The 24,747-nt window shown below is 37.0% G+C and carries 18 protein-coding genes, 1 tRNA gene and 1 pseudogene; 14 read left to right on the top strand and 6 right to left on the bottom strand.

Annotated elements, in window-relative coordinates:
- Positions 1-2,421, bottom strand: a complete 2,421-nt coding sequence (locus ANA7108_RS0111740; RefSeq protein WP_016950988.1) for a GAF domain-containing protein — start codon at positions 2,419-2,421, stop codon at positions 1-3.
- Positions 2,422-2,451: 30 nt separating this feature from the next.
- Between ANA7108_RS0111740 and ANA7108_RS0111735 the strand changes: the two genes are divergently transcribed.
- A complete protein-coding gene (locus ANA7108_RS0111735; RefSeq protein ID WP_016950987.1) occupies positions 2,452-4,035 on the top strand; it encodes an alkaline phosphatase in 1,584 nt (527 codons plus the stop codon).
- Between the two features lie 243 nt (positions 4,036-4,278).
- Here the strand turns inward: ANA7108_RS0111735 and ANA7108_RS0111730 are convergent, their stop codons facing one another.
- Positions 4,279-5,811 carry a SagB/ThcOx family dehydrogenase gene (locus tag ANA7108_RS0111730; RefSeq protein WP_016950986.1) on the bottom strand — a complete coding sequence of 511 codons (1,533 nt, stop codon included), beginning with the start codon at positions 5,809-5,811 and terminating at the stop codon, positions 4,279-4,281.
- Between the two features lie 166 nt (positions 5,812-5,977).
- Between ANA7108_RS0111730 and ANA7108_RS0111725 the strand changes: the two genes are divergently transcribed.
- The 5 genes and pseudogenes from ANA7108_RS0111725 (at position 5,978) to ANA7108_RS0111705 (ending at position 12,984) form a co-directional block, all read left to right on the top strand.
- Complete coding sequence (locus tag ANA7108_RS0111725; RefSeq protein WP_016950985.1) at positions 5,978-6,814, top strand: alpha/beta fold hydrolase; 837 nt, start codon at positions 5,978-5,980, stop codon at positions 6,812-6,814.
- Positions 6,815-6,879: 65 nt separating this feature from the next.
- Entirely contained in the window at positions 6,880-8,595 is a 1,716-nt protein-coding gene (locus ANA7108_RS0111720; RefSeq protein WP_016950984.1) for a serine/threonine-protein kinase, read from the top strand.
- A gap of 323 nt (positions 8,596-8,918) precedes the next feature.
- Positions 8,919-10,250: pseudogene (locus ANA7108_RS27245) on the top strand (IS4 family transposase).
- 365 nt (positions 10,251-10,615) lie between these two features.
- Positions 10,616-12,037: a calcium-binding protein gene (locus ANA7108_RS28175; protein WP_016950981.1), complete on the top strand. Its 1,422-nt coding sequence runs from the start codon at positions 10,616-10,618 to the stop codon at positions 12,035-12,037.
- A gap of 689 nt (positions 12,038-12,726) precedes the next feature.
- Positions 12,727-12,984 carry a hypothetical protein gene (locus ANA7108_RS0111705; RefSeq protein WP_016950980.1) on the top strand — a complete coding sequence of 86 codons (258 nt, stop codon included), beginning with the start codon at positions 12,727-12,729 and terminating at the stop codon, positions 12,982-12,984.
- A 12-nt stretch (positions 12,985-12,996) separates the two neighbouring features.
- Here ANA7108_RS0111705 and ANA7108_RS0111700 read toward each other — a convergent pair whose 3' ends face one another.
- Positions 12,997-13,809: an ABC-2 family transporter protein gene (locus tag ANA7108_RS0111700; RefSeq protein ID WP_016950979.1), complete on the bottom strand. Its 813-nt coding sequence runs from the start codon at positions 13,807-13,809 to the stop codon at positions 12,997-12,999.
- Positions 13,810-14,471: 662 nt separating this feature from the next.
- On the opposite strand from ANA7108_RS0111700, the gene ANA7108_RS0111690 reads away from it, so the two are divergent.
- From ANA7108_RS0111690 to ANA7108_RS0111665, 6 genes are all read left to right on the top strand, one after another.
- A complete protein-coding gene (locus ANA7108_RS0111690; protein ID WP_026104134.1) occupies positions 14,472-14,972 on the top strand; it encodes a DUF2231 domain-containing protein in 501 nt (166 codons plus the stop codon).
- Positions 14,969-15,577: a DUF2231 domain-containing protein gene (locus tag ANA7108_RS0111685; protein ID WP_016950976.1), complete on the top strand. Its 609-nt coding sequence runs from the start codon at positions 14,969-14,971 to the stop codon at positions 15,575-15,577. Before ANA7108_RS0111690 ends, ANA7108_RS0111685 begins: the two co-directional genes overlap by 4 nt.
- 86 nt (positions 15,578-15,663) lie before the next feature.
- Positions 15,664-16,584 carry a cytochrome c oxidase subunit II gene (locus ANA7108_RS0111680; RefSeq protein WP_016950975.1) on the top strand — a complete coding sequence of 307 codons (921 nt, stop codon included), beginning with the start codon at positions 15,664-15,666 and terminating at the stop codon, positions 16,582-16,584.
- A gap of 232 nt (positions 16,585-16,816) precedes the next feature.
- Entirely contained in the window at positions 16,817-18,493 is a 1,677-nt protein-coding gene (ctaD, locus tag ANA7108_RS0111675; RefSeq protein ID WP_016950974.1) for a cytochrome c oxidase subunit I, read from the top strand.
- Between the two features lie 96 nt (positions 18,494-18,589).
- Positions 18,590-19,192, top strand: coding sequence for a heme-copper oxidase subunit III (locus ANA7108_RS0111670; protein WP_016950973.1), 603 nt, complete (start codon positions 18,590-18,592; stop codon positions 19,190-19,192).
- 150 nt (positions 19,193-19,342) lie between these two features.
- Positions 19,343-20,518, top strand: a complete 1,176-nt coding sequence (locus ANA7108_RS0111665; protein WP_016950972.1) for a DNA cytosine methyltransferase — start codon at positions 19,343-19,345, stop codon at positions 20,516-20,518.
- A 3-nt stretch (positions 20,519-20,521) separates the two neighbouring features.
- Here ANA7108_RS0111665 and ANA7108_RS0111660 read toward each other — a convergent pair whose 3' ends face one another.
- The 3 genes from ANA7108_RS0111660 to ANA7108_RS0111650 form a co-directional block, all read right to left on the bottom strand.
- Positions 20,522-21,316 (bottom strand): hypothetical protein, encoded by a 795-nt coding sequence (locus ANA7108_RS0111660; protein WP_016950971.1) that lies wholly within the window; start codon positions 21,314-21,316, stop codon positions 20,522-20,524.
- A gap of 140 nt (positions 21,317-21,456) precedes the next feature.
- The gene (locus ANA7108_RS0111655) at positions 21,457-21,849 is read right to left on the bottom strand and encodes an MAPEG family protein (RefSeq protein WP_026104133.1); all 393 of its coding nucleotides are present in this window, start codon (positions 21,847-21,849) and stop codon (positions 21,457-21,459) included.
- A gap of 163 nt (positions 21,850-22,012) precedes the next feature.
- Positions 22,013-22,084: transfer RNA gene (locus tag ANA7108_RS0111650), tRNA-Gly, on the bottom strand.
- 375 nt (positions 22,085-22,459) lie between these two features.
- Here ANA7108_RS0111650 and ANA7108_RS0111645 point away from each other — a divergent pair.
- Both ANA7108_RS0111645 and ANA7108_RS0111640 read left to right on the top strand, forming a co-directional pair.
- A complete protein-coding gene (locus tag ANA7108_RS0111645; protein WP_016950969.1) occupies positions 22,460-23,335 on the top strand; it encodes an Npun_R2479 family HD domain-containing metalloprotein in 876 nt (291 codons plus the stop codon).
- Positions 23,336-23,548: 213 nt separating this feature from the next.
- Entirely contained in the window at positions 23,549-24,661 is a 1,113-nt protein-coding gene (locus ANA7108_RS0111640; RefSeq protein WP_016950968.1) for an ABC transporter permease, read from the top strand.
- Positions 24,662-24,747 lie beyond the last annotated feature (86 nt).

Raw genomic sequence — 24,747 nt, 5'->3', positions numbered from 1 at the left:
TCATGTTAACTGTGGAAATTGAATGTGGAATAATGTTCCCTGATTGCGTTCTATAGTAATATTACCTTCTAGTTGTTCTGTCACCAAGTCATATACCAACGAAAGACCCAAGGAATTAGTATTTTTCCAATCTAACCCATCTGGTAAACCTATACCATTATCTTGAAAAACTAGCTCAATATTATGATTATAACTACGTAATTTGATAATTATTTTCCCTTGTTGCTGATCAGGAAAAGCGTGCTTAATGGCATTAGAGATTAATTCATTAACAACTAAACCGCAGGCAATAGCTTCATCAACATTTAATTTTACCGAATCTATCTGAGTTTCTAGAATAATTTGATTAAATACTATCTGATAAGAAATAAGCAGACTGGATGTTAAATTATTAATATATTCAGCAATATCAAGCTGTCCAATATTAGGGGCAGTATATAAATTTTTGTGAATCAGAGATATTGACTCAATTCGATTTTGGCTTTCCCGGAGTGCTTTGATAACTTCTGTATCTTTAGTTGTGTGAGATTGAAGTTGTAATAGGCTAGAAACAATCTGTAAATTATTTTTAACTCGATGATGAATTTCCTTTAACAGAACTTCTTTTTCAGCCAAAGCACTTCTTAACTGAATTTCTGCTTTTTGTCTTTGCTTAATTTCAATTTGAGCTTGTTGAAATATACTAGATTGTTGAATAGCAATGGCTATTTGTACTGTTAATTGATCAAGCAAATCTAATTGGGTTTCTTCCCACTCACGAGGTGCAGAACATTGGTGAGCAATTAGTAAACCCCAAAGAACAGAACCTGAATTTTCTCCGCTTGATTCTAGTAAAATCGGGACAACTAAGTTAGCCTTGACTTCAAACTGTGCTAATAAATTCAGATGACAATCTGTCAATCCAGCAGTGTAAATATTACTAATTGCTCGTTTTCGTCCTTGGTGATATTGTAAGCCTGCACCTGATTGAAAACAAGTATCTTCAATTTTTATTCCTAAAGAAACCGTCCATCCAGCAACTACAGATTCAGCGACAATTTTACCGCTCATATCTGGAGCAAACTGATAAACTACAACACGATCAACCTGCAAAAAATCTCGCACTTCCTTAACAGTTGCATTTAAAATATCCTGAAGATTCAGAGATTGACGAATGCGTTGAGCAATAGTTCGCATTAATTTCTCTCGTTCAATCTGAGCTTTGAGTGCTTGCTCGGTTTGTTTGCGTGCTGTAATATCTTTACCAATACCAAGAGTTTCACCCTTAGGAAGCCTGACATTAGTCCAAGATGTATCCATTATACGACCATCACGTAGCTGATTGTTAAAATCTTGCCAAACTGGTTGTGCAGACTGCATAAAATCAATTACGCACTGACGATATTCTGGATCAGGATATAACTCTGCAAAAACATCATGTGTTTGGAAATCTTGCAAAGTCCAACCGAGAGTCTGTTCTAAATTTTGGTTTACCCAGAGAATTTTGCCATTAATGTCATTAAGTGCAATCATCAAAGGAATATTCTGAAATATAGATTGTAAAAACTCATTTTGTTCTCGTAGTTGAGTTTCTGTTTTTTTACGTTCTGTAATATCATGAAATACTATTAATATCACAATATCTTGATTAAAACTTAAGTATTGTAGGGAAGTGATAGCCCATAAACAAGAACCATCTCTCCTTTTAAAAAGAATTTCCTGTCCATGTAGATAGCCGTTGTTAGATAAAGTTTCTATCAGAGGATTTAGTTCAGATATTTGATTATATAAATCGGAAATTTTAGTATTCACAATTTCTTCATAAGCAAGTTGAAATGTTTGCATAAGCTCTGAGTTAGCATACAAAATCAACCCATCAGATATGCGAAAAATCATTAAAGGAATGGGAATAGCTTGAGTAATATCCCTAATTTTGATATTGTCAGATTTTGTTTTTAAGTTTAATTCTAGATTTGAAACTACTTGTTTAGCGAGATATTTTAAAGCTTTTTGTTCCTTAGTTCTGAAGTTACGAGGAGCAAAATCCATGACACACAAACATCCTAAAGCCAAGCCACTAGAATTAATTAGAGGAACTCCTGCGTAAAAACGTAAATAGGGGTATGAAGTGACAAAAGGATTATTAGCAAACCTGTGATCTTCAAATGTATCGGGGATAATCAAAATTTCAGTTTGAAGAAGAGTATAACTACCAAAAGCAAAATCTCGCGGAACTTCTGATATAGTTATACCAACTTTAGCTTTAAACCATTCTCGTCCAGCATCGATTAAACTAATTACAGCAATAGGTGTTTCACACAAATCCGCAGCTAGTTGAACCAAATCATCAAAAACTGCATCAGATTCTGTATCAAGAATTTGATATTCATATAGGGCTTTTAGTCTGCGGTATTCATTTTTAGGTAATTGTATTTGATTCATTTTGTCTAAATAATATTTGGTAATAAAGTGATGAAAAAATCAACACCGAACCGTCGGCAGTTTTTAATCCAAGCAGCTATAACTAGCGGTAGTATCATAGGGACAAATCTGTGGTCAAAATCAGGTTTAGCTCAAACACCGGCATTTATCACATTAGATAAAAATCGTCCAGCTATGCCCTACGGTGTAGCTAGTGGCGATATTAACAGCAATAGCGGCGTGATTTGGGGTCGAAGCGATAGACCTGCAAGAATGATTGTAGAATATGCTACTGATGAGAAATTCAGTAATCAACAAAAAGTTATTGGCAAATTTGCTACAAGTTACACTGATTTTACAGCAAAAACTTATTTAGATAATTTACCACCAGGTCAAGATATTTTTTACCGTGTTACTTTTCAGGATTTAGTCGATACTAGCATTTACAGCGCTCCTGTTATCGGACATTTAAAAACGCCTTCTCAAGGACGGGGAAATGATATCTTTTTTGCTTGGTCAGGAGATACCGCAGGTCAAGGTTGGGGTATTAATCCAGAGTGGGGTGGTATGAAAATTTATGAATCGATTCGTCAGCTAAATCCTGACTTTTTTATTCATTCTGGGGATACTATTTATGCTGATAATCCTATTCAAGCAGAGGTAAAGCTAGATGATGGTAGTATCTGGAAAAATATCACTACCGAAGAAAAGTCAAAAGTAGCAGAAACTCTCAAAGAATTTCGAGGTAATTTTGCTTATAATTTATTAGATGAAAACATTCGTCGTTTTAATTCCCAAGTTCCTCAATTGGTACAATGGGATGACCATGAAGTGAGAAATAATTGGTATCCTGGACAGATATTAGATGATAGCCGCTACACAGTTAAGGATGTTTCTCTATTGGCATCACGGGCAAAACAAGCATTTTTAGAATATAATCCTATCCGTTTTGATGCCAAAGACCCAGAACGAATTTACCGTGCTTTTAATCATGGGCAATTGCTAGAAATTTTCATGTTAGATGAACGTAGTTATCGAGGAAAAAATTCTCCAAATAACCAAACGGTAATGAGTAGAGAAACAGCCTTTTTTGGTAGTTCTCAATTGCGTTGGTTAAAGAGTAAATTAAAGAACTCAAAATCTACTTGGAAAGTAATTGCTAGTGATATGCCGATTGGTTTAGTAGTGCGCGATGGTCAAACTAACTTTGAAAATGCTGCTAATGGAGATGGAAAACCATTGGGAAGAGAATTAGAATTAGCAGATTTATTCCGCTTTATTAAAAACAACAATATCCAAAATGTTGTTTGGTTAACTGCTGATGTGCATTATGCGGCATCTCACTATTATGATCCTAACAAAGCTCAATTTAGTGACTTTAAACCTTTTTGGGAATTTGTGGCTGGACCTCTCAATTCTGGCACATTTGGTCCAGCTAAACTCGACAATACCTTTGGTCCACAAGTAAAGTTCCAAAGTATTCCAGCAGAGATGAAACAAAATCAACCACCAAGTGCAGGGTTGCAATTTTTTGGGACTGTCAAAATTGACGGTAAAACTGAAGTTTTAACTGTGACTTTGCATAATTTAGCGGGTGAAAAGCTTTATAGTCTAGATTTAGAACCAGAGGTTTAACTAAAGAAATCAGTCATATTACCAAGACCTTTTCCAAATCGAAAAAGTCTTGATTTGTAGGTTGGGTTAAGCGACAGCGCCACCCGACGCATTTGTTGGGTTTCATGTTTCAACCCAACCTACAAAAAATGCACAAGGTATTGATTACAGCAGCTTGTAAGAAGTACAACATTGCCGCCAAAAATCAAGTATTAAGATCAGATGGTTTTGATTCTGCTATAAGTATTACTCAGGATCAAAAATCTATCTTGGTTTTCCTAATGTTGTGATATACAAAACTGCTTCATCATCAGGAATACCCAAAACATCGTTTACTTGGTCGTCAAAGAAGCCACCGATACCGCTAACACCTAAATTTAAGCGAATTGCAGCTAAATTGAGTTTTTGTCCGAGATGTCCAGCATCCATGTGTAAATAACGGTAAACGCGATCGCCATATTGAGCGATCGCAGATTTTAGGTCAGCGGTATGAAATAGCACTACTGCTGCATCTCGTCCTAATTCTTGACCTAAACAGAGAAAATGTAGCTCACGTCGGAAATTTTTAAAGCGAATTTGTCTTAATTCTTGGGCTTTAGGTGCGTAATAGTAACAACCTGAATCTAGTCCTTTTACACCAGAAACTACAATAAATGTTTCAATTAAATTCAGGTCAAAGTAATCTGGATAATTATCTAAACTTTGGTCAATGTAATTTTGTGGTTGGTAGGTAAAATCGAGTAAAGCCTTGAGTTCATTTAAAGTTAAATCATCACCACTATAAGCACGGGTAGAACGTCGATTATAGATAGTATTCTCTAATTCTGAAAGATTTTTACCCCAATAAATTGAAGTAGTAACAGTAGAAACTTTTTCACAAAATGGAAAATTATATTTATCCTCCAAGGATCTTTCTTGTTGTCCCGTGGGCAAATTTTGTTTACCAGTTGTATCAGGTTTAATTTGGGTATGTAAATGAAAATATTTCAGCAGTTCCCCATCAGGAATTGAGGGATAATTGATTTCAGTATGAGAAGGTAAAGCAGTTTTTCCCAATGGTAAATTTTGTTGAATATCTAACAAATCTGCCAATGCTAATACAGCAGTAGCACCTTCTTGTTGAGGATCAATATATAATAAGTCATTAACTGCTTCATCTATAAAACCGCCGATTAAATGAGGGCGATAATCAGTAATAGCAGCAGCTAATTCGATGTTACCTAAAAGATGTCCTGTATCTAGAAAAATGCGGCGATAAGCTCTATCTTCATAACGCCATGCTGAACGATAAAAAACCGCAGTAGTGATCAAAGCAAGTTGGGTATTTTCTAAAGTAGGATGCCAGAAACAAGCTGCTTGTAAAGCTTGCCAAATATCATTTTCCCAATAATGTTTGAGAGAATGAGTTCGACATTGATAGTTATATAGTCCCGGTGGTAGTAAAGGCGTACCACGGGAAACTAAATATACCTCAGCCGGATACAAACCGCCTGCACTAGGTGCAGATCGCAAATATACAGCACTACCCATAGAAGGCATTCTTGCTGTTAGTCCGTAGCTGCGAAACAGTAGCTGTGAAAGCCTCTGCCACCATTGAGAATCTGGATTATTGGCAGATGTCTCCGGTTTTTCTTGCAGATAGGGTTTAAGGTCAAAATCAGAGCCAATTTTGTATTCTTTGAACGGTACTGGCTGTTTAGACCAATCTAACCTCTGACCTTTAGAGGCTAGAGTCTCAGGGTCATATTTAGTCCGTTCGTGGTAATGTTGGGCAATGGATTGGTGTATTTCTGGCATAGTAATTTTAATATTCTAGAGTAGTCCTATAGTTGATCTTGACATTTATTAGCTCCATTATTTCGTGTTAATGAGTACAATCATTAAAATTAAAACCTAAAACCTAAAACTTAATTTTTGCTGATATGCTTTTCAGCTACCTATCTTGGAGAAGATTAAGCAAATGATGCCTGTACGTCAAACTCTATCAACGTCTGATATTCAACTTTCTTATCTAGAGTGGAATCAAGGCCAAGAACCATTACTGTTGTTACATGGTATGGCTGATAATGCTTTGGTTTGGTCTAGTTTGGGAGATTATTTGGCAGCAGATTACCATATAGTTGCACCAGATATGCGGGGTCATGGTGAGAGTAGTAAGCCAGAGAGGGATTATACTTTTGAGAGTGCGATCGCTGATTTGGAAGCATTAATGGATAAACTGGAATGGTCTGCTGCTCATATCGTCAGTCATTCTTGGACAGGGAAATTAGCCGCTATTTGGGCTAGACAAAACCCACCACGCTTACGGAGTATCACCCTAGTAGATCCTATTTTTATCTGGAAAATGCCCAGTTTCCTAAAAATCACATTTCCCCTGTTGTACCGCGTCTTACCTTTCCTCAAAAGCATGGGACCATTTGCTAGTTACGAGGAAGCCGAACAAAAGATTAGACAACTCAGCCAATATCAAAATTGGAATTCTTGGCAACAGCAAGTTTTTCAAGCCAGCATTGAACAAAAACCCGATGGTAGTTGGGGTAGCAAATTTACAATTGCAGCCCGTGACGGGATTTTTGACGCAGTAATGGACGTACCAGGTTTTATTCACCCCGTGGAAACTCCTGCCCTCTTTATACAACCAGAAAAAGGTGTAAACCGCCAAGATTGGCAAATTCAACCTTACAAAACTAACTTAAAAAAGTTACATCTCTGTCAAGTTCCTGGAAATCATTGGCCTTTTTTAAGTAACCCAGACGAATTTAATCAGACAGTTGCCACTTTTTTAGCAGCACAAACATGAGATATATTACTAATCATCAGTTACCAATCTTTTTTTAATTTTTAATTCTTAATTTTTAATTGTTTATGAGTCTTTGTATTAATCCAATTTGTCCCCAACCCAACCATCCAGACAACGATGAAAACCGTTTTTGTCAAAGTTGTGGTTCTCAATTAGAAGTAATTGGACGTTATCGAGTTTTGCGTTTATTAAGTGATAAAACTGGATTCGGTAAAGTTTACGAAGCCTATCAACAGGATACACCAAAAATTCTCAAAATTCTCAAAGAAGAATTAGCAAATGATAGTAAAGCCTTATCACTTTTTCAACAAGAAGCCTATGTTTTAGAAAAATTAAATCATTATGGTATTCCCCAAACAGAAGGTTATTTTCCCTATGAAACCAAAATGGGTTTAATCTTGCATTGTATGGTTATGGAAAAAATCGAGGGACCAAACCTAGAACAATGGCTAAAACAACAACAAAACCGTCCCATTTCTCAAGCCCAAGCCATAGCTTGGTTAAAACAGTTAGCAGAAATTTTAGAATTAATTCATCACAATCAATATCTACATCGAGATATTAAACCATCAAATATCATGATTCGTCCTGATGGACAATTGGTATTAATTGATTTTGGTACAGCTAGGGAAGTTACAAAAACCTATCTGGCTAATCATGGCAGCGTGACAGCAATTATGTCATCAGGTTATAGTCCTCCAGAACAAATGCGAGGACAAGCTATAGCCCAATCAGATTTTTTTGCATTAGGACGCACCTTTATATTTTTATTAACGGGATATCAACCTACTCAATTATATAATTCTCACTTAGATGTTTTAGAATGGCGACATCATGCAACTCATGTTTCTCCATTACTATTAAACTTTATTGATTGGTTAATGATCAATGAAGTAAATAAACGTCCTGAAAATGCCAGAAAAATATTAGATAAATTGACCGAACTGGAAAATCAACTTATAGGAATGATAGGAAGTTCTGCTGCTACAGTAAATGTAGTAGGTGGGTTTAAAACTGAAATACTTAACAAATTAGCTACTAATCATACCGTTCTCCCACCACAGAAGCAGCCTGAAAAATTACCATTGTTAGCATGGTTATCTGCTTTAATAGTTGCCTTATTATTACTTTGGTCTGTAGCACTAGCCAACAGAAATAATAAATTCACCGTTCTTCCCCCTGATTATGGACAACCACCAGTCAAAAAAGGCAAAGTTGATTATTTTCCCTATGAAGAAGGCAAAGATAGTCAAGGAAAAGTTGCTGAATTTAATATTGCAGTCTTATCAGTAGAATATAAATGGCAATTAGGTAGCACATACCAAATTAAATATAACGATCAAACCATTACTCTTGACTCCTTAAAATCAAATTTAGAACAAGAAGGTATTCAGAGAATCATGGAAAATCCTAGCGAGATTATTTCTGTGGGAACAGCCTCTTGTGAAGGTGATATTGCCGCCGAACAGAGTCGGGCTTTACAACGTTCTCAGCAAATCCAACTATTAGGAAAAAAGATATTTAGTAATATACCCAGCGTCAAAGGCTATCGCTTATTAAATCTGGGACAATTCCAAAGAAAAGATTGTCAAGCAAATCAAGATTCAACAGCTTATCAACGCAGCATCATTATTATTGGTGTCAAAAAACAAGCCGAAGGCGTAATATTAGATGAAGCCTTACGAAATAGATTAGAAAAAAAGCCTTTTGCTGATTTTAAATTAGAAGATTATTCTTTGGGGGCGATAAATAAATTCAAAACCATACCCAGCAATTTATGAAATCCCTTAAAAGATATTTTAAAACTCGCAAATTATAATATTAAACATAATATTAAACATAATATTAAACCCTCTGCCTAGATGGTGAGTCGCTGCCCATAGAATATATCGCCTAGAGGCTTTGACTCCCCCTTCCCTACCCCCTCCCTAACCCTCCCCTACAGGGGCTACGGTGTACACACAAGTCGGTGTAAAGTATAAAGGGAAGGGGAGGAGGAGATAAAACAGGTGGAAAATCCAATTTTAATTCATGCACAAGAGCATAAAGGAAAAACATTCGGCGACCCAAGGCTAGTAAAAAGGGGGCGAGATTGTATGCAGCAATGGCACACAAACAATCAGTAAATATTCGGAAAATAAGTAAAAATAGAGCAGAACAAGTTGGATATTACCGATTTTTAGAGAATGAAAATGTGAGCATAGGGGAATTAGTCGCAAGTGTAGGAGAAAATTGCGCCTTACATCTGGAGGGAACACAACATATATTAGCAATTAGCGATACAAGTGAAATTAACCTACAGTCTCATGTAGGGAGATTGAAGCCAGAGGGAATAGGAGTAGTGGGGAATAACTCAGATGTAGGATTTTATATTCATCCAACATTAGCAGTAGATGCAGAAAATGGATTCCCATTGGGATTAAGCACAGTGCAATTATGGACACGAGAACCAGACCATTTGCATAAGGATGAAAGAAAATACCAAAACTTACCGATAGAAGAGAAAGAATCATATAAGTGGATCAAATCAGCCGAAGAAACGAGAACTTGCTTGAATCGGTCTAATGTGAAAATGATTACTCATATTGGAGATAGAGAAAGCGACATATTTGAGGAATTTGTCAGAGTTCCAAATAAATGTAATCATTTGTTAGTCAGAGTCAGCCAGAATCGGCGGCTGAAGGATAAATCAGATTCACTATATACATACCTTGGTCAGCAGCCGATTGAAGGAACATATACAGTTACAGTTACAACAGATTCACGTATCGAGAGAAAAGCCAGGGAAGCATTACTGGTAGTGCGTTGTGCCAAAGTAGAAATTCAGCGCCCAGATAAATTATCTGTAGCAGATAATCCTAAAAGTGTACAACTTTATGCAGTTGAAGCTATGGAAGTCAATGCTCCAAAAGATCAAAAACCAATCCATTGGCGATTACTTACTACCCATACAATAGTTTGTTTAGAACAAGCATTACAAGTGATTAAATGGTATAAATGGCGCTGGCGGATTGAACAACTATTCACTACTCTGAAAACCGTGGGTTTAGATATTGAATCTACTCAATTAGAGTCAATTTTATCCATTCAACGGCTGACTGTTTTAGCTTTATCTGTCGCTGTGCGTATTTTACAAATGCTTGTAGGACGAGACCAGCCTCAATTACCTGCAACATTAGCTTTTTCTGAGCAACAACAATAATGTTTATCAATGCTTGCTCCCACTGTTTCCGGACGTACTTCCTTGCAACAAAATCCTTATCCACCTAATTCTTTATCTTGGGCAACTTGGATTATTGCTCGACTTGGCGGTTACTCTGGCTATCGCTCTCAAAAACCTCCTGGAATTCCTACTTTGGTTTGCGGACTACGCCAATTTGAAGCCTGCTTTCAGGGGTGGAAACTCTCTCTGGGTCCGGATGTGTGTACACCGTAGGTAAACGGGGAGGGAAAAGGAACAACTTTTGTTATTGAAGGGGGTTGGGGGGTTAGGTTTATATTATATTTTTTAACGCCCACTTACTTAATACACATCAATTTAAGACTTTATTGATTCTCTTCTCAATAATCTCAGTCGAAAAATTCCATTTTTTGTTGGCGTTAGCTATGCAACGGCTTTGATATTTTCAAGGAAAATCCTTGTTCAATAAGCTTTTGACTATGACTGTGACACACTCCCTCAACTCTGAATTTTAAAATTCGGGCGTTATTTGCACTACCTGTTTGACATCGAAGGATTAATGATATTAATATGACAACAGACACGTTTGTGTATATAAAATACAGTCACAAATTTTACTTATGGCTCTTTTATTAGGCAGCAACATCAACGACATTCTTAACGGCACTGTTGGGAACGATATTATCTTTGGCTTTGATGGAGATGACATTATTGATGGTGGGGATGGAGATGATATCCTTATCGCTGGTAATGGTAATGACACCATTAATGGTGGGAGTGGAGATGACATTATTGATGGTGGGGATGGTAATGACATTCTTGATGGTGGGGATGGTAATGACACTCTTGATGCTGGGAGTGGTGATGACTTGTTTAAGGGAAGTGCTGGTAACGATACCTTTAATGGCGGATCTGGTAGCGATATAGCTGATTATAGTCAACTGAATACAAGTATCTCTCTCAAACCCACAGGATTTCTGGACAAAGGTATTTTCGGTACAGATCAACTGATCAAGATCGAGAAAATTATTGCCAATTCTAGTGTTACCAATAACACAATTGATTCTTCTACAGCAGTTGGTGCCTCCATCACTGTCAATCTCCAAAGCAAATTTTTAGGTGTAAATGGTGTTCCTGGAGTTGGACCATTCACAGTGGTCAACTTTGATGATGTCAAGGGAACAAATTTAAATGACTCCATTACCGGAGATAGCCAAAATAACCTACTGTTTGGGAATGATGGTGATGATATCTTTGGAGTCAGTGCTGGTAACGATACCATCGATGGCGGAGTAGGTAACGATACAGCTGATTATAGTCAACTGAGTACAAGTATCTCTCTCAAACCCACAGGAGTTCTCAGCAAAGGTATTTTCGGTACAGATCAACTGGTCAAGATCGAGAAAATTATTGCCAATTCTAGTGTTACCAATAACACAATTGATTCTTCTACAGCAGTTGGTGCATCTATCACTGTTAACCTGCAAACCCAATCTTTGGTTGTGAATGGTGTTCCTGGAGTTGGACCATTCACAGTGGTCAACTTTGATGATGTCAATGGTACAAATTTAAATGACTCCATTACCGGAGACAGCCAAAATAACCTACTCTTTGGAAATAATGGTGATGACATTTTGAATAGTGGCGCAGGAAAAGATACTCTAATTGGAGGCCAGGGAGTTGATCGTTTTGACTACCGTAACTTAGCTAATTCCTTCCTCAGTAGCTTTGATGTGATTACAGACTTTGATGCTACGACTGGCAATGATCTCTTCCTAGTTTCCACTGCACGCACCTCATTTTTTGATGCGGGAACTGTTGCAACACTGAGTTCACTTGACATTGCGTCCGTCTTAACCGCAGCTAATTTTGTAGCCAACTCTGCTGCTCAATTCACCCTTGATTACGCCTTTGGTAGCCGTACCTTTGTCGCCATTAATAATTCTACAGCTGGGTTTAGTGCCAATACCGATGCGATCATTGAAGTCACTGGACTAACTGGAGACTTAGGACTTAATAACTTTACAACTGCACTGGTGTAGCTTTTTCTGAGTATTATTTAGTAAATTCTGATAGACTAGGTTGTGAAGATATTTGATGAAACCTCTCTACAAATACTTTTTCCACAACAGCAACAAGTAAGGGTAACACCCTGTTGGTATCGCTATTTGTTAAAATTTAGGGTTTTACGATTAACCACTTTATATCTGAATACCCTTAGTTTATAATAACCTTTTTAGGGGCATCGCAATGTGATGCCCCTATCGTATTTAAAGATTTATAGCTAGATATGGCAGGTGACAGTCTGAAAAAACTCTGCAAGGCTACTAAATAGCTAAGAGTATTAAATGCTTCATCAGTGTTAGGTAGTAAATCTGGACGAGATGTGGTAAATTTAATGCAGCAATTAGCTAAATAGTAAAATTATATGTTTTGGCGTGTTATTGATCATAGTGGCATTTTAGAAATCACTGCTCTCATAGTTAAAATGGAATATAGCTATTTAGTTACACATTAAACCTTGTATATTGATGTGCAGTAAGAATTGCTGCATTTACTTAAGGATTCATATCCGTTCAATAATTAGGGGTGGACTACTATATCCGTAGCCATTTTACTTCTTATTACTGAGTTATTGACCTCCAATTAATGAACGACTATCAAATTCTAGGAACTTATTTAATCAATCAAACTCATACAGGTTAGATAAATTATCAGGTGGAGGAAAATAGTGTTAGAAAAATCTTTCTTTTATCAGGAAATTCTGCATAAGGGCAGAGAAGAAGGACGGTTACAAGAACGGCTTGCAAGTATTGAATTAGCTTTAGATGTAAAGTTTGGCATCGAAGGTTTAGAACTAATCTCAGAAATCTCTCAAAGTTCCGATTTGGAATTATTAAGGACTATTCATAAATATGTCTTAACTGTAAATAATCTCGATGAACTACGAGAACTCATACAAAATATTCATACTATTGAAATACATTAAATTATGAATTATTCACGCTCCCATTCCTGAATAGCGCTTTAAGCCTGCACGCCATAACAAGCGATTTGCACCCAAAAATACTAGTAACCAACCCAAAATTGATAAAAATCCCCTTGTTAAATCCACAGGTAGCCCCACCAAAATACTGGCAGGAAAATTAATTAAATAGGGAAAAGGTGTAAACATGACTACATTCCGCACCGCTTCTGGAAAAATCTCTAAGGGTGCAATCATACCGGATAAAAATAGGAAAAACAAAAACCAAAAACTTTCTATAGCGGTGGCTCTTTCTGTCCAGAAGGCAAACATAGCAAAGGTATATTGAATTAAAAACCGTAAGCTAAAAGCTGAAATTGTAGCTAATGTAAAAAGCAATAAATTAGCCAAACTAGGCAACCAAACAGCTTGGGGATATAATAAGAAAAATAATCCTATTAATATAAATACAAAAGGCATTCTAGCAAATCTTTCAGCAACATGAGTAAAAAAGTGATGAAAGCCTGGATCTAATGGTTGCAATAATCGCGGTGAAAGTTTGCCTTCTACTACTTCTTTTTCAAAATCATAAATAACCCAAACAACTGTACTTTGTCTAACTAGAAAAACTGCAAAAAAATAACGAGCAAATTCTACAGAAGTAAAACCAAATTTACCTCCTTGGGCTGCTTGTATCCATACACCCATGAGAATAATTGGTAAAGAACCAGATAAAATCCATAGTATTAGTTCTGAGCGATACTCTAGCATATAAGCATAATACACGGAAAATAATGTTAGGGCTTTTTTAACTGTTCGTTTCAGAATAGGTAGTTGGTAATAACTCATCTCTCGACTTCAGGGTAAGTGTATCTAATTTTGTATAACATAATATTTGACAGATTAGACTAAATAAGTATAAACAAGTTAGTTTAACATTTAATTAATTAAGCTTATCCACTTAGCTGCCAAATATTGCTACAGAAAAATAGAGATAATAATAATATCCAATTTACAATAATTCTTAACTAAACTAAATTACCCAGATAGATTGGTTATCTATAATAAAAATCATCTAAATTTCTGTTATTTACATTACAAAGTAATAATTATTATATGTACAACACTAGACATCAAAACTTATGCTTTTTATTTCATAATATTTAAAGAAAGCCAAGGTAGCTGAATTAGCATATTTCCTTGATTGCTCTCTACTAATTCTAAAAGTTTAACTTTTAGTTTGTTTGACTATTTACAAAAATTTACCTAACCTAGAAAATAGATTTGGTAAATCAAAAACCCAACGGCAATTTAGTTTAGCTACATCAAAAATTGCTGTTGCAGAATGTTGTAATGAGCAAATGAATTGACGGTAAATCATCAATATTCAGCCGTTAATTTATGCCTAAAACTAGGCTGCGCCAAAAAACTTGGATTAATTTGCTCTCAGCAGATATTTAGGAACTATTGAAGTTTGGTACAGGAGTAGTACATAAGTCCAGGAGAATTTAATGTTAGAGTCTTTAACGTCGTTGAACGACCATAATTTACCTTACCCAGATACGCTTCATCCCATCGTCGTTCACTTCGTAATTGCGATGGTAGTATTTTCTTTTTTCTGTGACCTGATTGGATATTTAACTGGTAAAACTCGCTTATTTGAAGTGAGTTGGTGGAATATGTGTGTAGCGACAATTGCCATTTTCGTCGCCATTATTTTTGGTCAATTTGAAGCTGGTTTAGCCAAACCTTACAACCTAGTTAAATCAGTATTAAATTACCATACCCTCATTGGTTGGTCACTTTCGGGAATTATCGCCACAATTACAGCTTGGCGTTATGTACTCCGCACCCGGAACCCACAAAAACTACCAATTCACTATCTAGCTGCTGGGCTACTTTTAACCATCATTGTTGGAGTACAAGTATATCTCGGTGATCAACTTGTGTGGGTTTATGGACTACACACCGTTCCCGTTGTGGAAGCGGTAAAGGATGGAATATTACCATGAACTCAGAATTAATTGATCAAATTAGCGCTCAAATGGGTGCAAATGGATTGCCCTACAGCATTCCTATTCACCCCAATTTAGTACATCTCACACTAGGTTTATTCATCATTGCTATTACCTTCGATATCGTTGGTGTACTCTTCCCATTAGATCAATGGGCTTTCAAATATTTGGCAATTTCTGTAGAACGCGCTCAATTATTTGAAGTTGGTTGGTACAACATGGTGGCTGCTGCTGTCATCACTTTTTTTACAGTGGCTGCGGGTTTTTATGAAATGTTCTTAGCAACCCCATCTGCTGATATTAAAAGTGCTTGGGGTATGCAAGCAATGGCAACCATGATGTGGCATGGCGTAGGCGGTGTTGCACTACTAGCTTTGATTATTGGCATGACTTTTTGGAGAGGATGGCAACGCTACATTTCCTGTAAAGACTCAGATGTACAAGTGCGCTGGAGTTATTTGTTAGCAGGAATTTCCATCATGTTTATTATGTACTTACACGGTACATTAGGAGCGCAATTAGCCGCTGATTTTGGCGTTCACAACACTGCAGATAACTTGTTGAGAATGGGACAAGACATTAACAAGGTACTGGGAAATTAATTCGTAATTCGTAATTAATAGATTTCTGTTGCCAATTACCAATTACCCATCACCTATTACCAATCAAAACTGACCAATGAGTAACCATGAAAATTCGGCAGATTTTAAATATTTTAACCTTGATGACTGGGGTAGTTGCCGTTACTCTGATCAGTATCGGTATCGGCAAACAAGCTTATTCTTGGCTTCCTCCTCAGGCTGCGGCTGAATCTCATCTTATTGATGATTTATTTAGCTTTTTGGTGACATTGGGCGCTTTCATCTTTTTGGGTGTCACAAGTACTGTTTTGTATTCCGTTATTTTCCACCGTGCTAACAGCAACGACTTGAGTGATGGACCACATATTGAAGGTAACGTTACCTTAGAAGTTGTATGGACAGCTATCCCGATCATGTTGGTATTGTGGATTGCAGGTTACAGCTACCAAGTTTATGAACAAATGGGGATTCAAGGCCCATCTCATTTGTTACATTTGCATAATCCTATTGGGATGCAAACTGCTTATGCAGAAGATAAAGAAGCACCAACAATGGTGGGTGAATCTGTAGAAAAAATTGACGTACTGGCTAAACAATGGGCGTGGGTGTTTCACTATCCTGAGAAGAATATTACCAGTACAGAATTGCATTTACCAAGCGATCGCAGAATTCGTTTAGCATTGCAATCAGAAGACGTGCTACATGGCTTCTATATCCCTGCTTTTCGCCTCAAACAAGACATAATTCCTGGTCGGACAATCGACTTTGAATTTACACCAATCCGCCCAGGTAAATATCACCTCACGGATTCCCAATATAGTGGTACATACTTTGCAACCATGCAAGCCAACGTGATTATTGAATCTCCAGAACAGTATCACGAGTGGTTAACAAAAGCTGCAAGCCAGATACCTATTCCCGCCAACAATCAAGCCGCCAATGAATACGCGCAAACAACCAGTCAAAGCATAAAAACTGGTTGGAAAACTGTTAAACCTGCTGCACCGCCCTTAGTCAACTTTGACTAAATTAGGATTTAAGGATGTACAGGATTAATTGTCAGAATCAGGATTTAAAAGATTTGAGGATGTACAAGATTTTATTTATTTTCTGTGTATTTTTTAAATCTTGTCAATCCTTTAATCCTGGTTATCCTGATTCAGAAATTTATTTTCTGTGTGTTTTTTAAATCTTGTTAATCCTTTAATTCGGGGCATCCTGATTCAGAAATTTAATCCATAATCCATAATCTAAAATCGAATGACTAACATCCCCATTCACATTGCAGGTGAAACACATCACCACGAACCACCAAACGACTGGAAAACTTACTTCACCTTTAGTACAGACCACAAAGTCATCGGTATTCAATACCTCGTCACCTCATTTTTCTTCTTCCTAATTGGCGGTATTTTCGCCATGATCTTGCGGGGAGAACTTGTCACCCCCGAATCTGATTTAGTAGACCGTACCGTTTATAACGGAATGTTCACCATGCACGGAACCGTCATGCTGTTCCTGTGGACATTTCCCTCACTTGTGGGTCTAGCTAACTACCTCGTACCCTTGATGATTGGGGCGCGAGATATGGCATTCCCTCGCCTGAACGCCGTCGCCTTTTGGATGGTTCCTGTGGTGGGAATTCTCCTCATGTCCAGCTTCTTTGTTCCCGGTGGTCCCGCCCAATCTGGTTGGTGGGCATATCCCCCCGTCAGTACCCAAAACCCCACGGGTAACTTGATTAACGGACAAGTTCTGTGGTTATTAGCGGTAGCTATTTCCGGTGTTTCCTCCATCATGGGCGCGGTGAACTTTGTCACCACCATTGTCAAAATGCGCGCCCCCGGTATGGGTTTCTTCCGAATGCCCTTATTTGTGTGGGCAGTATTTAGCGCCCAAATCATCCAATTATTTGGACTTCCCGCCTTAACTGCTGGTGCAGTCATGCTGTTATTTGACATCACCGTTGGAACTGCCTTTTTTGACCCCAGCAAAGGCGGAAACCCAGTTATGTTCCAGCATTATTTCTGGTTTTACTCCCACCCAGCAGTTTATGTAATCATTCTGCCTATCTTCGGGATTTTCTCAGAAATATTCCCCGTTTATTCTCGCAAGCCTTTATTTGGCTACAAAGTCGTCGCTGTTTCCTCCATGTTAATCGCCGTCGTTAGCGGTATCGTCTGGGTACACCATATGTATGTCAGCGGTACTCCTGGGTGGATGCGATTGATTTTCATGTTGACAACAATGTTTGTATCCATTCCTACAGGGATTAAAGTATTTGCTTGGGTAGCAACAATTTGGGGTGGAAAAATCCGGTTAACCACACCAATGCTGTTTGGGTTGGGTGGTTTGGTGATGTTTGTCTTTGCTGGGATTACAGGAATTATGCTTTCTTCTGTACCAGTAGATGTTCACGTTAACAACACTTACTTCGTTGTTGGTCATTTCCACTATGTACTTTACGGAACAGTAACAATGGGCTTATATGCAGCCATTTATCACTGGTTCCCGAAAATGACAGGGCGAATGTACCACGAAGGTTGGGGTCAAATTCACTTCTGGTTAACATTCATCGGGACTAACCTCAACTTTTTACCCATGCACCCATTAGGTTTGCAAGGGATGGTACGCCGTGTTGCTTCCTATGCACCAGAGTATCAATTCTGGAATATTATCGCTAGTCTTGGTGGCTTTCTCTTAGGAATGTCTACCTTACCCTTCATTTTCAATATGTTAATTTCTTGGATGCAAGGTGAAAAAGCACCTAATAATCCTTGGAGAGCGATTGGTTTAGAGTGGATGATTTCTTCACCTCCTCCCGTAGAAAACTTTGAAGAAATTCCCATCATTATTAGCGCACCTTATGGCTATGGAAAATCTGAGCCATTAACAGCCAACCTGGAAAACTACACAACATTACAAAACGCAGAATAATGCAGAGAAAAAGAAGGACGTAGAAAACCTCTGCGTCCCCTCTGCGCTTCCCTCCGCGTTCCTCTGCGTTTAAAACTCAAAAGGAGAAATTCCCCAATGGATAGTTCTATTAACCCTGAAGAATTGCATCATGTCAGCCATGAACATGAACACGACGAAGAAGGCAATAAAATGTTTGGTTTTATTGTCTTTCTCTTATCTGAAAGTGTCATTTTCTTAAGTTTTTTCGCTGGCTATATTATCTACAAAACCACAACAGTTAACTGGCTACCTGCTGGTGTTTCAGGACTAGAAATTACAGCACCAACAATTAACACTGTAATTCTGGTTGCTAGTAGTTTTGTCATTTATTTTGCTGAAAAAGCCCTGGAAAAACATGACTTAAATAGTTATCGTCTATTGCTATTACTAACAATGACAATGGGTAGTTATTTCCTTTATGGGCAAGCTGTGGAATGGAGTGAACTGGAATTCGGTTTTACTTCCGGTACTTTTGGCGGGATGTTTTATCTGTTAACCGGGTTTCACGGTTTGCACGTTTTCACAGGGATTTTGTTACAGTCCATTATTTTGATTCGTTCTTTCATTCCCGGTAATTACGATACTGGTCACTTTGGTGTTAATTCAACTTCGTTGTTTTGGCACTTTGTTGATGTCATCTGGATTATTTTGTTTCTGCTTATCTACGTTTGGCAGTAGATGCTTGCCATTTTCCTTTATAATGTTTAGGGTGGGTTTTGCCCACCTGATTATTTTAAATATTTGTAATAAATTATATTGATTATTTGTTAAATATAGCATTTTTGATGTATCATAATATGTGAGATTTTAAAAAACATAATAATAAAAATGATAAATAATCAACTTATTTCTATTTCTCTTTTCACTGGTGCTTATGGTTTAGATTTAGGTTTAGAACAAGCAGGATTTCATACAGTAAGTGTAGTAGAAAAAGACCGCGATGCCACAAAAACAATTGCTCTCAATAGACCTTATCTCCAAGAAAGTGCTGTCCCCAGAGAATTAGAAAAAGTTTCTTCCCAGCAATTACTTGAGGAAGGAGGAAGAGTTTTAAATTTAGGTCGCGCTTTAAGCGTTGGTGAGGTAGATTTAGTAACTGGTGGTCCCCCTTGTCAACCATTTAGCACCGCAGGAAAACGCGGTTCAGTTCTAGACCCTCGCGGTAGTTTATTTATGGATTTTATCCGCATTGTGAAAGAAGTCCAACCCCGTTTTTTCTTAATGGAAAATGTGAGAGGTTTACTTTCTGCTTCTCTTCGTCACAGACCAATTAACCAACGGGGGAAAAATTACCCACTTTTAGAACCTGATGAAATAGCTGGTGCAGCTTTGAAGGTAGTTTTAGCAGAAATGAAGGAATTAGGCTATAACGTAGTTTACAACCTTTTAGAAGCGGCAGATTATGGTGTTCCTCAAAATAGATTACGTGTAGTTTTTATTGGTTCTAGAGATGGTGAAGCTGCTACATTTCCTTTAGCTAAATATAGCAAAGATGGTAAAAATCTACCGAAATGGCGGACTTTAAAAGATGCGTTAATAAGTTTTGTTGATGTTCAACCAGAGTTTATTGGTTATTCAGAAAATCGTCTGAAGTTTTTAAGATTATTACAAGCAGGACAAAATTGGAGAAATTTACCAGAAGAATTGCAAAAAGAAGCAATGGGAGGTGCTTATAATTCTGGTGGGGGAAAAGTTGGTTTTTACAGAAGATTATCTTGGGATAAACCTTCACCGACTATCACAACCTGTCCTCATCAAAAAGCTACAGATATGTGTCATCCTACAGAACTTCGTCCTTTAACAGTGGGTGAGTCTGCAAAAATTCAAACTTTTCCTGATGATTGGATTTTTTATGGCTCCGTAACTTCTAAATATAAACAAATTGGTAATGCAGTACCAGTTCTACTTGCTAAAGAACTTGGTGATTATCTGTTTAATTTAATGCGGGGAAATCAACCAAAAGGAAAAGCAGTAGCTGAACAACTCTCTTTATTTTCTCTATAGAATTTACTTTGCTGCTAACTCTGCAAAAGCTTTATCAATTTTCTGTAGCATATTTTTCACATGGTTCTCAATGAGATCATATTCTAAATGAATTATTTTCCAAAATTCTTTACCAGCTATACGAGGAATTTTAGAATCATTAAATGTCCATCCACCTAAATTAAAAGCGGCTATAAATAAGGGATAATCATGAATTCCTAACTCTTTTTTGGCTCTATTTGTTTGTGAACCAGTCAAAGTGCCTTTTAAAGTTTTTAACTGTGCTAATTTAATTTTTTCATCTGTTAGTATAACAATATCTATTCCCTTGATTTTAATTCCAAACTCAAATTCAGGTACAATTACATAAGGGCTAATATCAGCTATTTCTTCCCAAAGTTGTCCCATTTTTGTGCTAAGGCTTCTTGTAACTGAGTTACTAGTTACTAGCAATTTTGCTCCACAAAGTTCAAAGAGATTTTGCGGGTTAGGATGATGATCAAGTATTGCACTTTTCTTTTCAAAATCTGCTCTTAACCAGTTGATAAAGTTATCTGCAAATTTATCTGTTTTATAGCTGATTAACTGGGATTGAGTCTCTAATTCTAGTATCGAGTCATTATCATTGTCTCTTTGAATTTGAAAATCAAAATATGCTAATGCTATTGAGGAAATAATTTTTCCGCATTTGTATGCTACGTGCAAATCTTCATCGGTTATATGAGTAACATCAATTAATGATGCATGATGTAAGATTATTTCTTTCCGTTCTTGTATAGAAAGTGGTATGAGAGTTTTAGCCTCTAACTTGGTAGACATAAAAAAACTATAATAACCTGTTCGAGACGCATTTAGCAAATATTTTGTTTACGCAAAATTTATCATCAATTACCTATGATTTTTTATAAAAAAATAATTTAAAGAAGTGCGATCATCTAAAAAAGATCACACTTCCTCAATTATGCCTTCATCAAAGATAAAATAATCCCAACTAGTGAACCTAAAATTAGTCCTACACCACTCAAAGAACTGATAGCAAAACCTATCACGCGCTTTTCCGCTGCTTGATAATATCCCCAAGCATAAGCAATACGTCCTATTATCCAAGTTGCACCAAGAACAGAACCCCAAATAGGACTAACATAGACAGAAAACAACCATAACGCAGGTAAAAATACAACAAGTTGTTCTAAAGTGTTTTGCTGAACTCTTAACACTCTTTCAAAATCTAGATTTCCTGTAGTTTTTGGTACGGGTACTTGATATTTGACTCTAGCTCTACCAACATTAATTGTAACAACAAAGTAAAGTATAAGTGCGGATACAGTCACTAAACTTGGAAAAGGAGACATAAACAAATTAAAATTATGGTACATAGGCTAATAATGACATATTGAACTTCATTTACTTGCCATTACCAGAAATTTTGTCATAACTAAATAAACAGTGATTCACTATCAAATTCACCATAGTGGAAAACAACTAAAATATTATTTATTAGCTAAAAACCTTTAAAGCGGGCGATGGGACTCGAACCCACGACATTCTGCATGGGAAGCAGACATTCTACCACTGAATTACACCCGCAAATCGAAATTCTGTGAATTCATGTTTAAAAAAATTATATCATAATTAAGAAAAATCTAATCAGCACCTTAATTTATTGATATATTTATGCTCCCAAAGGATAGATGAGGAAAAATTGAGAAGGATAATGTACACTTAATCCAATGGGAGTTTAAAGCACCAAAGTCTTTGACTATACTCAGGTCTTGGTTCCATGCTCTTCATCAACTTTCAAATCTTTGCCTTTGCAGAGGTAGCGATCGCACATCTTATCGATAATACCCCATTTTGGCTGGAACAAGTACCTTGACCCATAGTGAAACCGAGGACTTTAGATTGACCGAAATTTCAACAGGTAAACTCAATTATACAAAATATATACCCTGAGTATCAAGTATGTTCAATACAACGGAAATTATCATTAATGCTTTTGTAAATCAAATTCGAGAGGGCTATCAACGCACTTACGGCAACTTAAAAACTGACTATCAAGATATCATTGCTTGGGCTGGTAACATGGCTTTGGAAAACATTGCCAACAGCGATGCCCTGTATCACAATGTCGAACACTCCGTTCTTGTCACCCTTGTTGGACAAGAAATGTTGCGTGGTAAACACATCCGCGAAGGTGGTGTTTCCAGTGAAGACTGGTTACACTTTATTATCTCCTTGTTGTGTCACGATATTGGCTATGTTAAAGGAGTTTGCCGCGAAGACATAGAATCAGAATCCTTATATGCTACGGGGCAGAATGGTAATATGATTGCTTTACCTCACGGCGCTTCTGATGCTAGTCTCACACCATATCATGTAGATCGAGCAAAATTATTTATTGGTGAACGGTTTGGTGGACACACTTTAATAGATGCTGAAACCATTAAAACCAATATTGAATTAACTCGGTTTCCTGTACCTACGGCAGAAGATCATCAAGACACCAACCACTTTGCCGGTCTAGTACGTGCTGCTGATTTAATTGGGCAATTAAGTGATCCACGTTATTTGCGAAAGATTACCAGTTTATTCTATGAATTTGAAGAAACTGGGATGAATAAAATCCTAGGCTATCAAAACCCTGGAGATTTACGGAAAAATTATGCCAAATTTTACTGGCATGGTGTCTATCCATATATCAAAGGTGGACTACGATATCTATCCCTGACACAGCAAGGAAAACAGATTATCGCCAATCTGTACTCCAATGTATTTGTAGTTGAACATGAAAAACAAAATGAAGAGTTGCTGTATTTAGTTGAGCAATTACACGCCTAAATATAGTAATTATTCCCGAAATTGTGAACACATTCTAGGTTGGGTTGGACGCGATAATTAACTTATAAATCTGATCAAACAAATCACCAAATTGCGTCTTAACCCAACCATTAATCATTTAGGATATTTATAGAAACATACAGAATTTTAAAATGTGCAAATTAATTTTGTACAGCAACTTAATCAAACAGCGTTAACTTGTAAATAAAAACTATGAATTGGTGGCAAAGACTGAAGAAAAACCCCTTGGCGAGATTTGGGGCAATATTACTACTTGTATTTTATATATCAGTAATCGCGGCTGATTTTATCGCCCCTTACGACCCTTACGAATCACAGCCCAATGGTTCTCTACTTCCACCAACCAGCATTTATTGGTCTCATTCAGGACAGTTCATTGGACCTCACATATATCCAACAACTCAAGGAGATACAAATATAGAAACAGGGGAAAGAAAACTCATTTTAAACTTCAAAAAACCTTCTCCTGTGAGTTTATTTGTGACTGGACGAGAATATAAATTATTTAAACTGAGTTTGCCCTTACCTCCCAAGTGGGATGAAGTCACAATTATCCCTGGTATATCCCTAAATTTACATTTGTTTGGCTCAAAAGGTGAAGCCAAATGGAATATCTTAGGTACTGATGAACAAGGAAGAGATCAATTTAGTCGTCTACTTTATGGTGGGCGAATTAGTTTATTTATCGGGATTTTTGGTATTATTATTACCTATCCTCTGGGTTTACTAATAGGTGGAATTTCCGGCTATTTTGGTGGTGTAATTGATAGTGTTATTATGCGCTTGGCAGAAGTATTAATGACTTTTCCTAGCATTTATTTATTAGTAGCATTATCAGGAGTTTTGAGTCCACAATTAACTAGTACTCAACGCTTTTTACTAATTGTTGTAATTACCTCTGTAATTAGTTGGGCAGGTTTAGCAAGGGTAATTCGCGGACAAGTTCTCTCAATTAAAGAAAGAGAATTTGTCCAAGCTGCACAAGCTATGGGTGGTAAACCGATTTATATTATTCTCCGCCATATTTTGCCCCAAACTGCTAGTTATGTAGTTATCTCTGCAACACTATCAATTCCTAGTTTTATTGGTGCAGAAGCAGTATTGAGTTTAATTGGTTTAGGGATTCAACAACCAGATCCTTCTTGGGGAAATATGCTTTCTTTGGCTAGTAATGCTTCCATTTTAATTCTACAACCTTGGCTAATTTGGCCACCAGCAGTTCTGATTGTTCTTACTGTTCTAGCATTTAACTTATTAGGTGATGGGTTGCGTGATGCCCTTGATCCTCGTAGTTTACAGAGATAGAATTCTTATAAAGTTATTTTTAACTAGGTAGACAGAATTAAATGTCAGATAAAATTTTTATCGTAGTGAGCGATTTATCGCTCTCT

The organism is Anabaena sp. PCC 7108 (assembly GCF_000332135.1).
GTDB lineage: Bacteria > Cyanobacteriota > Cyanobacteriia > Cyanobacteriales > Nostocaceae > Anabaena.
Note: the sequence above shows the minus strand (reverse complement) of the source record. Positions and strands in the feature narration are given on the sequence as shown.

Bases quoted from the DNA above. Each gene is read 5' to 3' on its own strand.
- ANA7108_RS0111740 (WP_016950988.1), bottom strand. From the start codon at position 2,421: ATGAATCAAATACAATTACCTAAAAATGAATACCGCAGACTAAAAGCC.
- ANA7108_RS0111735 (WP_016950987.1), top strand. From the start codon at position 2,452: ATGAAAAAATCAACACCGAACCGTCGGCAGTTTTTAATCCAAGCAGCT.
- ANA7108_RS0111730 (WP_016950986.1), bottom strand. From the start codon at position 5,811: ATGCCAGAAATACACCAATCCATTGCCCAACATTACCACGAACGGACT.
- ANA7108_RS0111725 (WP_016950985.1), top strand. From the start codon at position 5,978: ATGCCTGTACGTCAAACTCTATCAACGTCTGATATTCAACTTTCTTAT.
- ANA7108_RS0111720 (WP_016950984.1), top strand. From the start codon at position 6,880: ATGAGTCTTTGTATTAATCCAATTTGTCCCCAACCCAACCATCCAGAC.
- ANA7108_RS28175 (WP_016950981.1), top strand. From the start codon at position 10,616: ATGGCTCTTTTATTAGGCAGCAACATCAACGACATTCTTAACGGCACT.
- ANA7108_RS0111700 (WP_016950979.1), bottom strand. From the start codon at position 13,809: ATGAGTTATTACCAACTACCTATTCTGAAACGAACAGTTAAAAAAGCC.
- ANA7108_RS0111690 (WP_026104134.1), top strand. From the start codon at position 14,472: ATGTTAGAGTCTTTAACGTCGTTGAACGACCATAATTTACCTTACCCA.
- ANA7108_RS0111685 (WP_016950976.1), top strand. From the start codon at position 14,969: ATGAACTCAGAATTAATTGATCAAATTAGCGCTCAAATGGGTGCAAAT.
- ANA7108_RS0111680 (WP_016950975.1), top strand. From the start codon at position 15,664: ATGAAAATTCGGCAGATTTTAAATATTTTAACCTTGATGACTGGGGTA.
- ctaD (WP_016950974.1), top strand. From the start codon at position 16,817: ATGACTAACATCCCCATTCACATTGCAGGTGAAACACATCACCACGAA.
- ANA7108_RS0111670 (WP_016950973.1), top strand. From the start codon at position 18,590: ATGGATAGTTCTATTAACCCTGAAGAATTGCATCATGTCAGCCATGAA.
- ANA7108_RS0111665 (WP_016950972.1), top strand. From the start codon at position 19,343: ATGATAAATAATCAACTTATTTCTATTTCTCTTTTCACTGGTGCTTAT.
- ANA7108_RS0111660 (WP_016950971.1), bottom strand. From the start codon at position 21,316: ATGTCTACCAAGTTAGAGGCTAAAACTCTCATACCACTTTCTATACAA.
- ANA7108_RS0111655 (WP_026104133.1), bottom strand. From the start codon at position 21,849: ATGTCTCCTTTTCCAAGTTTAGTGACTGTATCCGCACTTATACTTTAC.
- ANA7108_RS0111645 (WP_016950969.1), top strand. From the start codon at position 22,460: ATGTTCAATACAACGGAAATTATCATTAATGCTTTTGTAAATCAAATT.
- ANA7108_RS0111640 (WP_016950968.1), top strand. From the start codon at position 23,549: ATGAATTGGTGGCAAAGACTGAAGAAAAACCCCTTGGCGAGATTTGGG.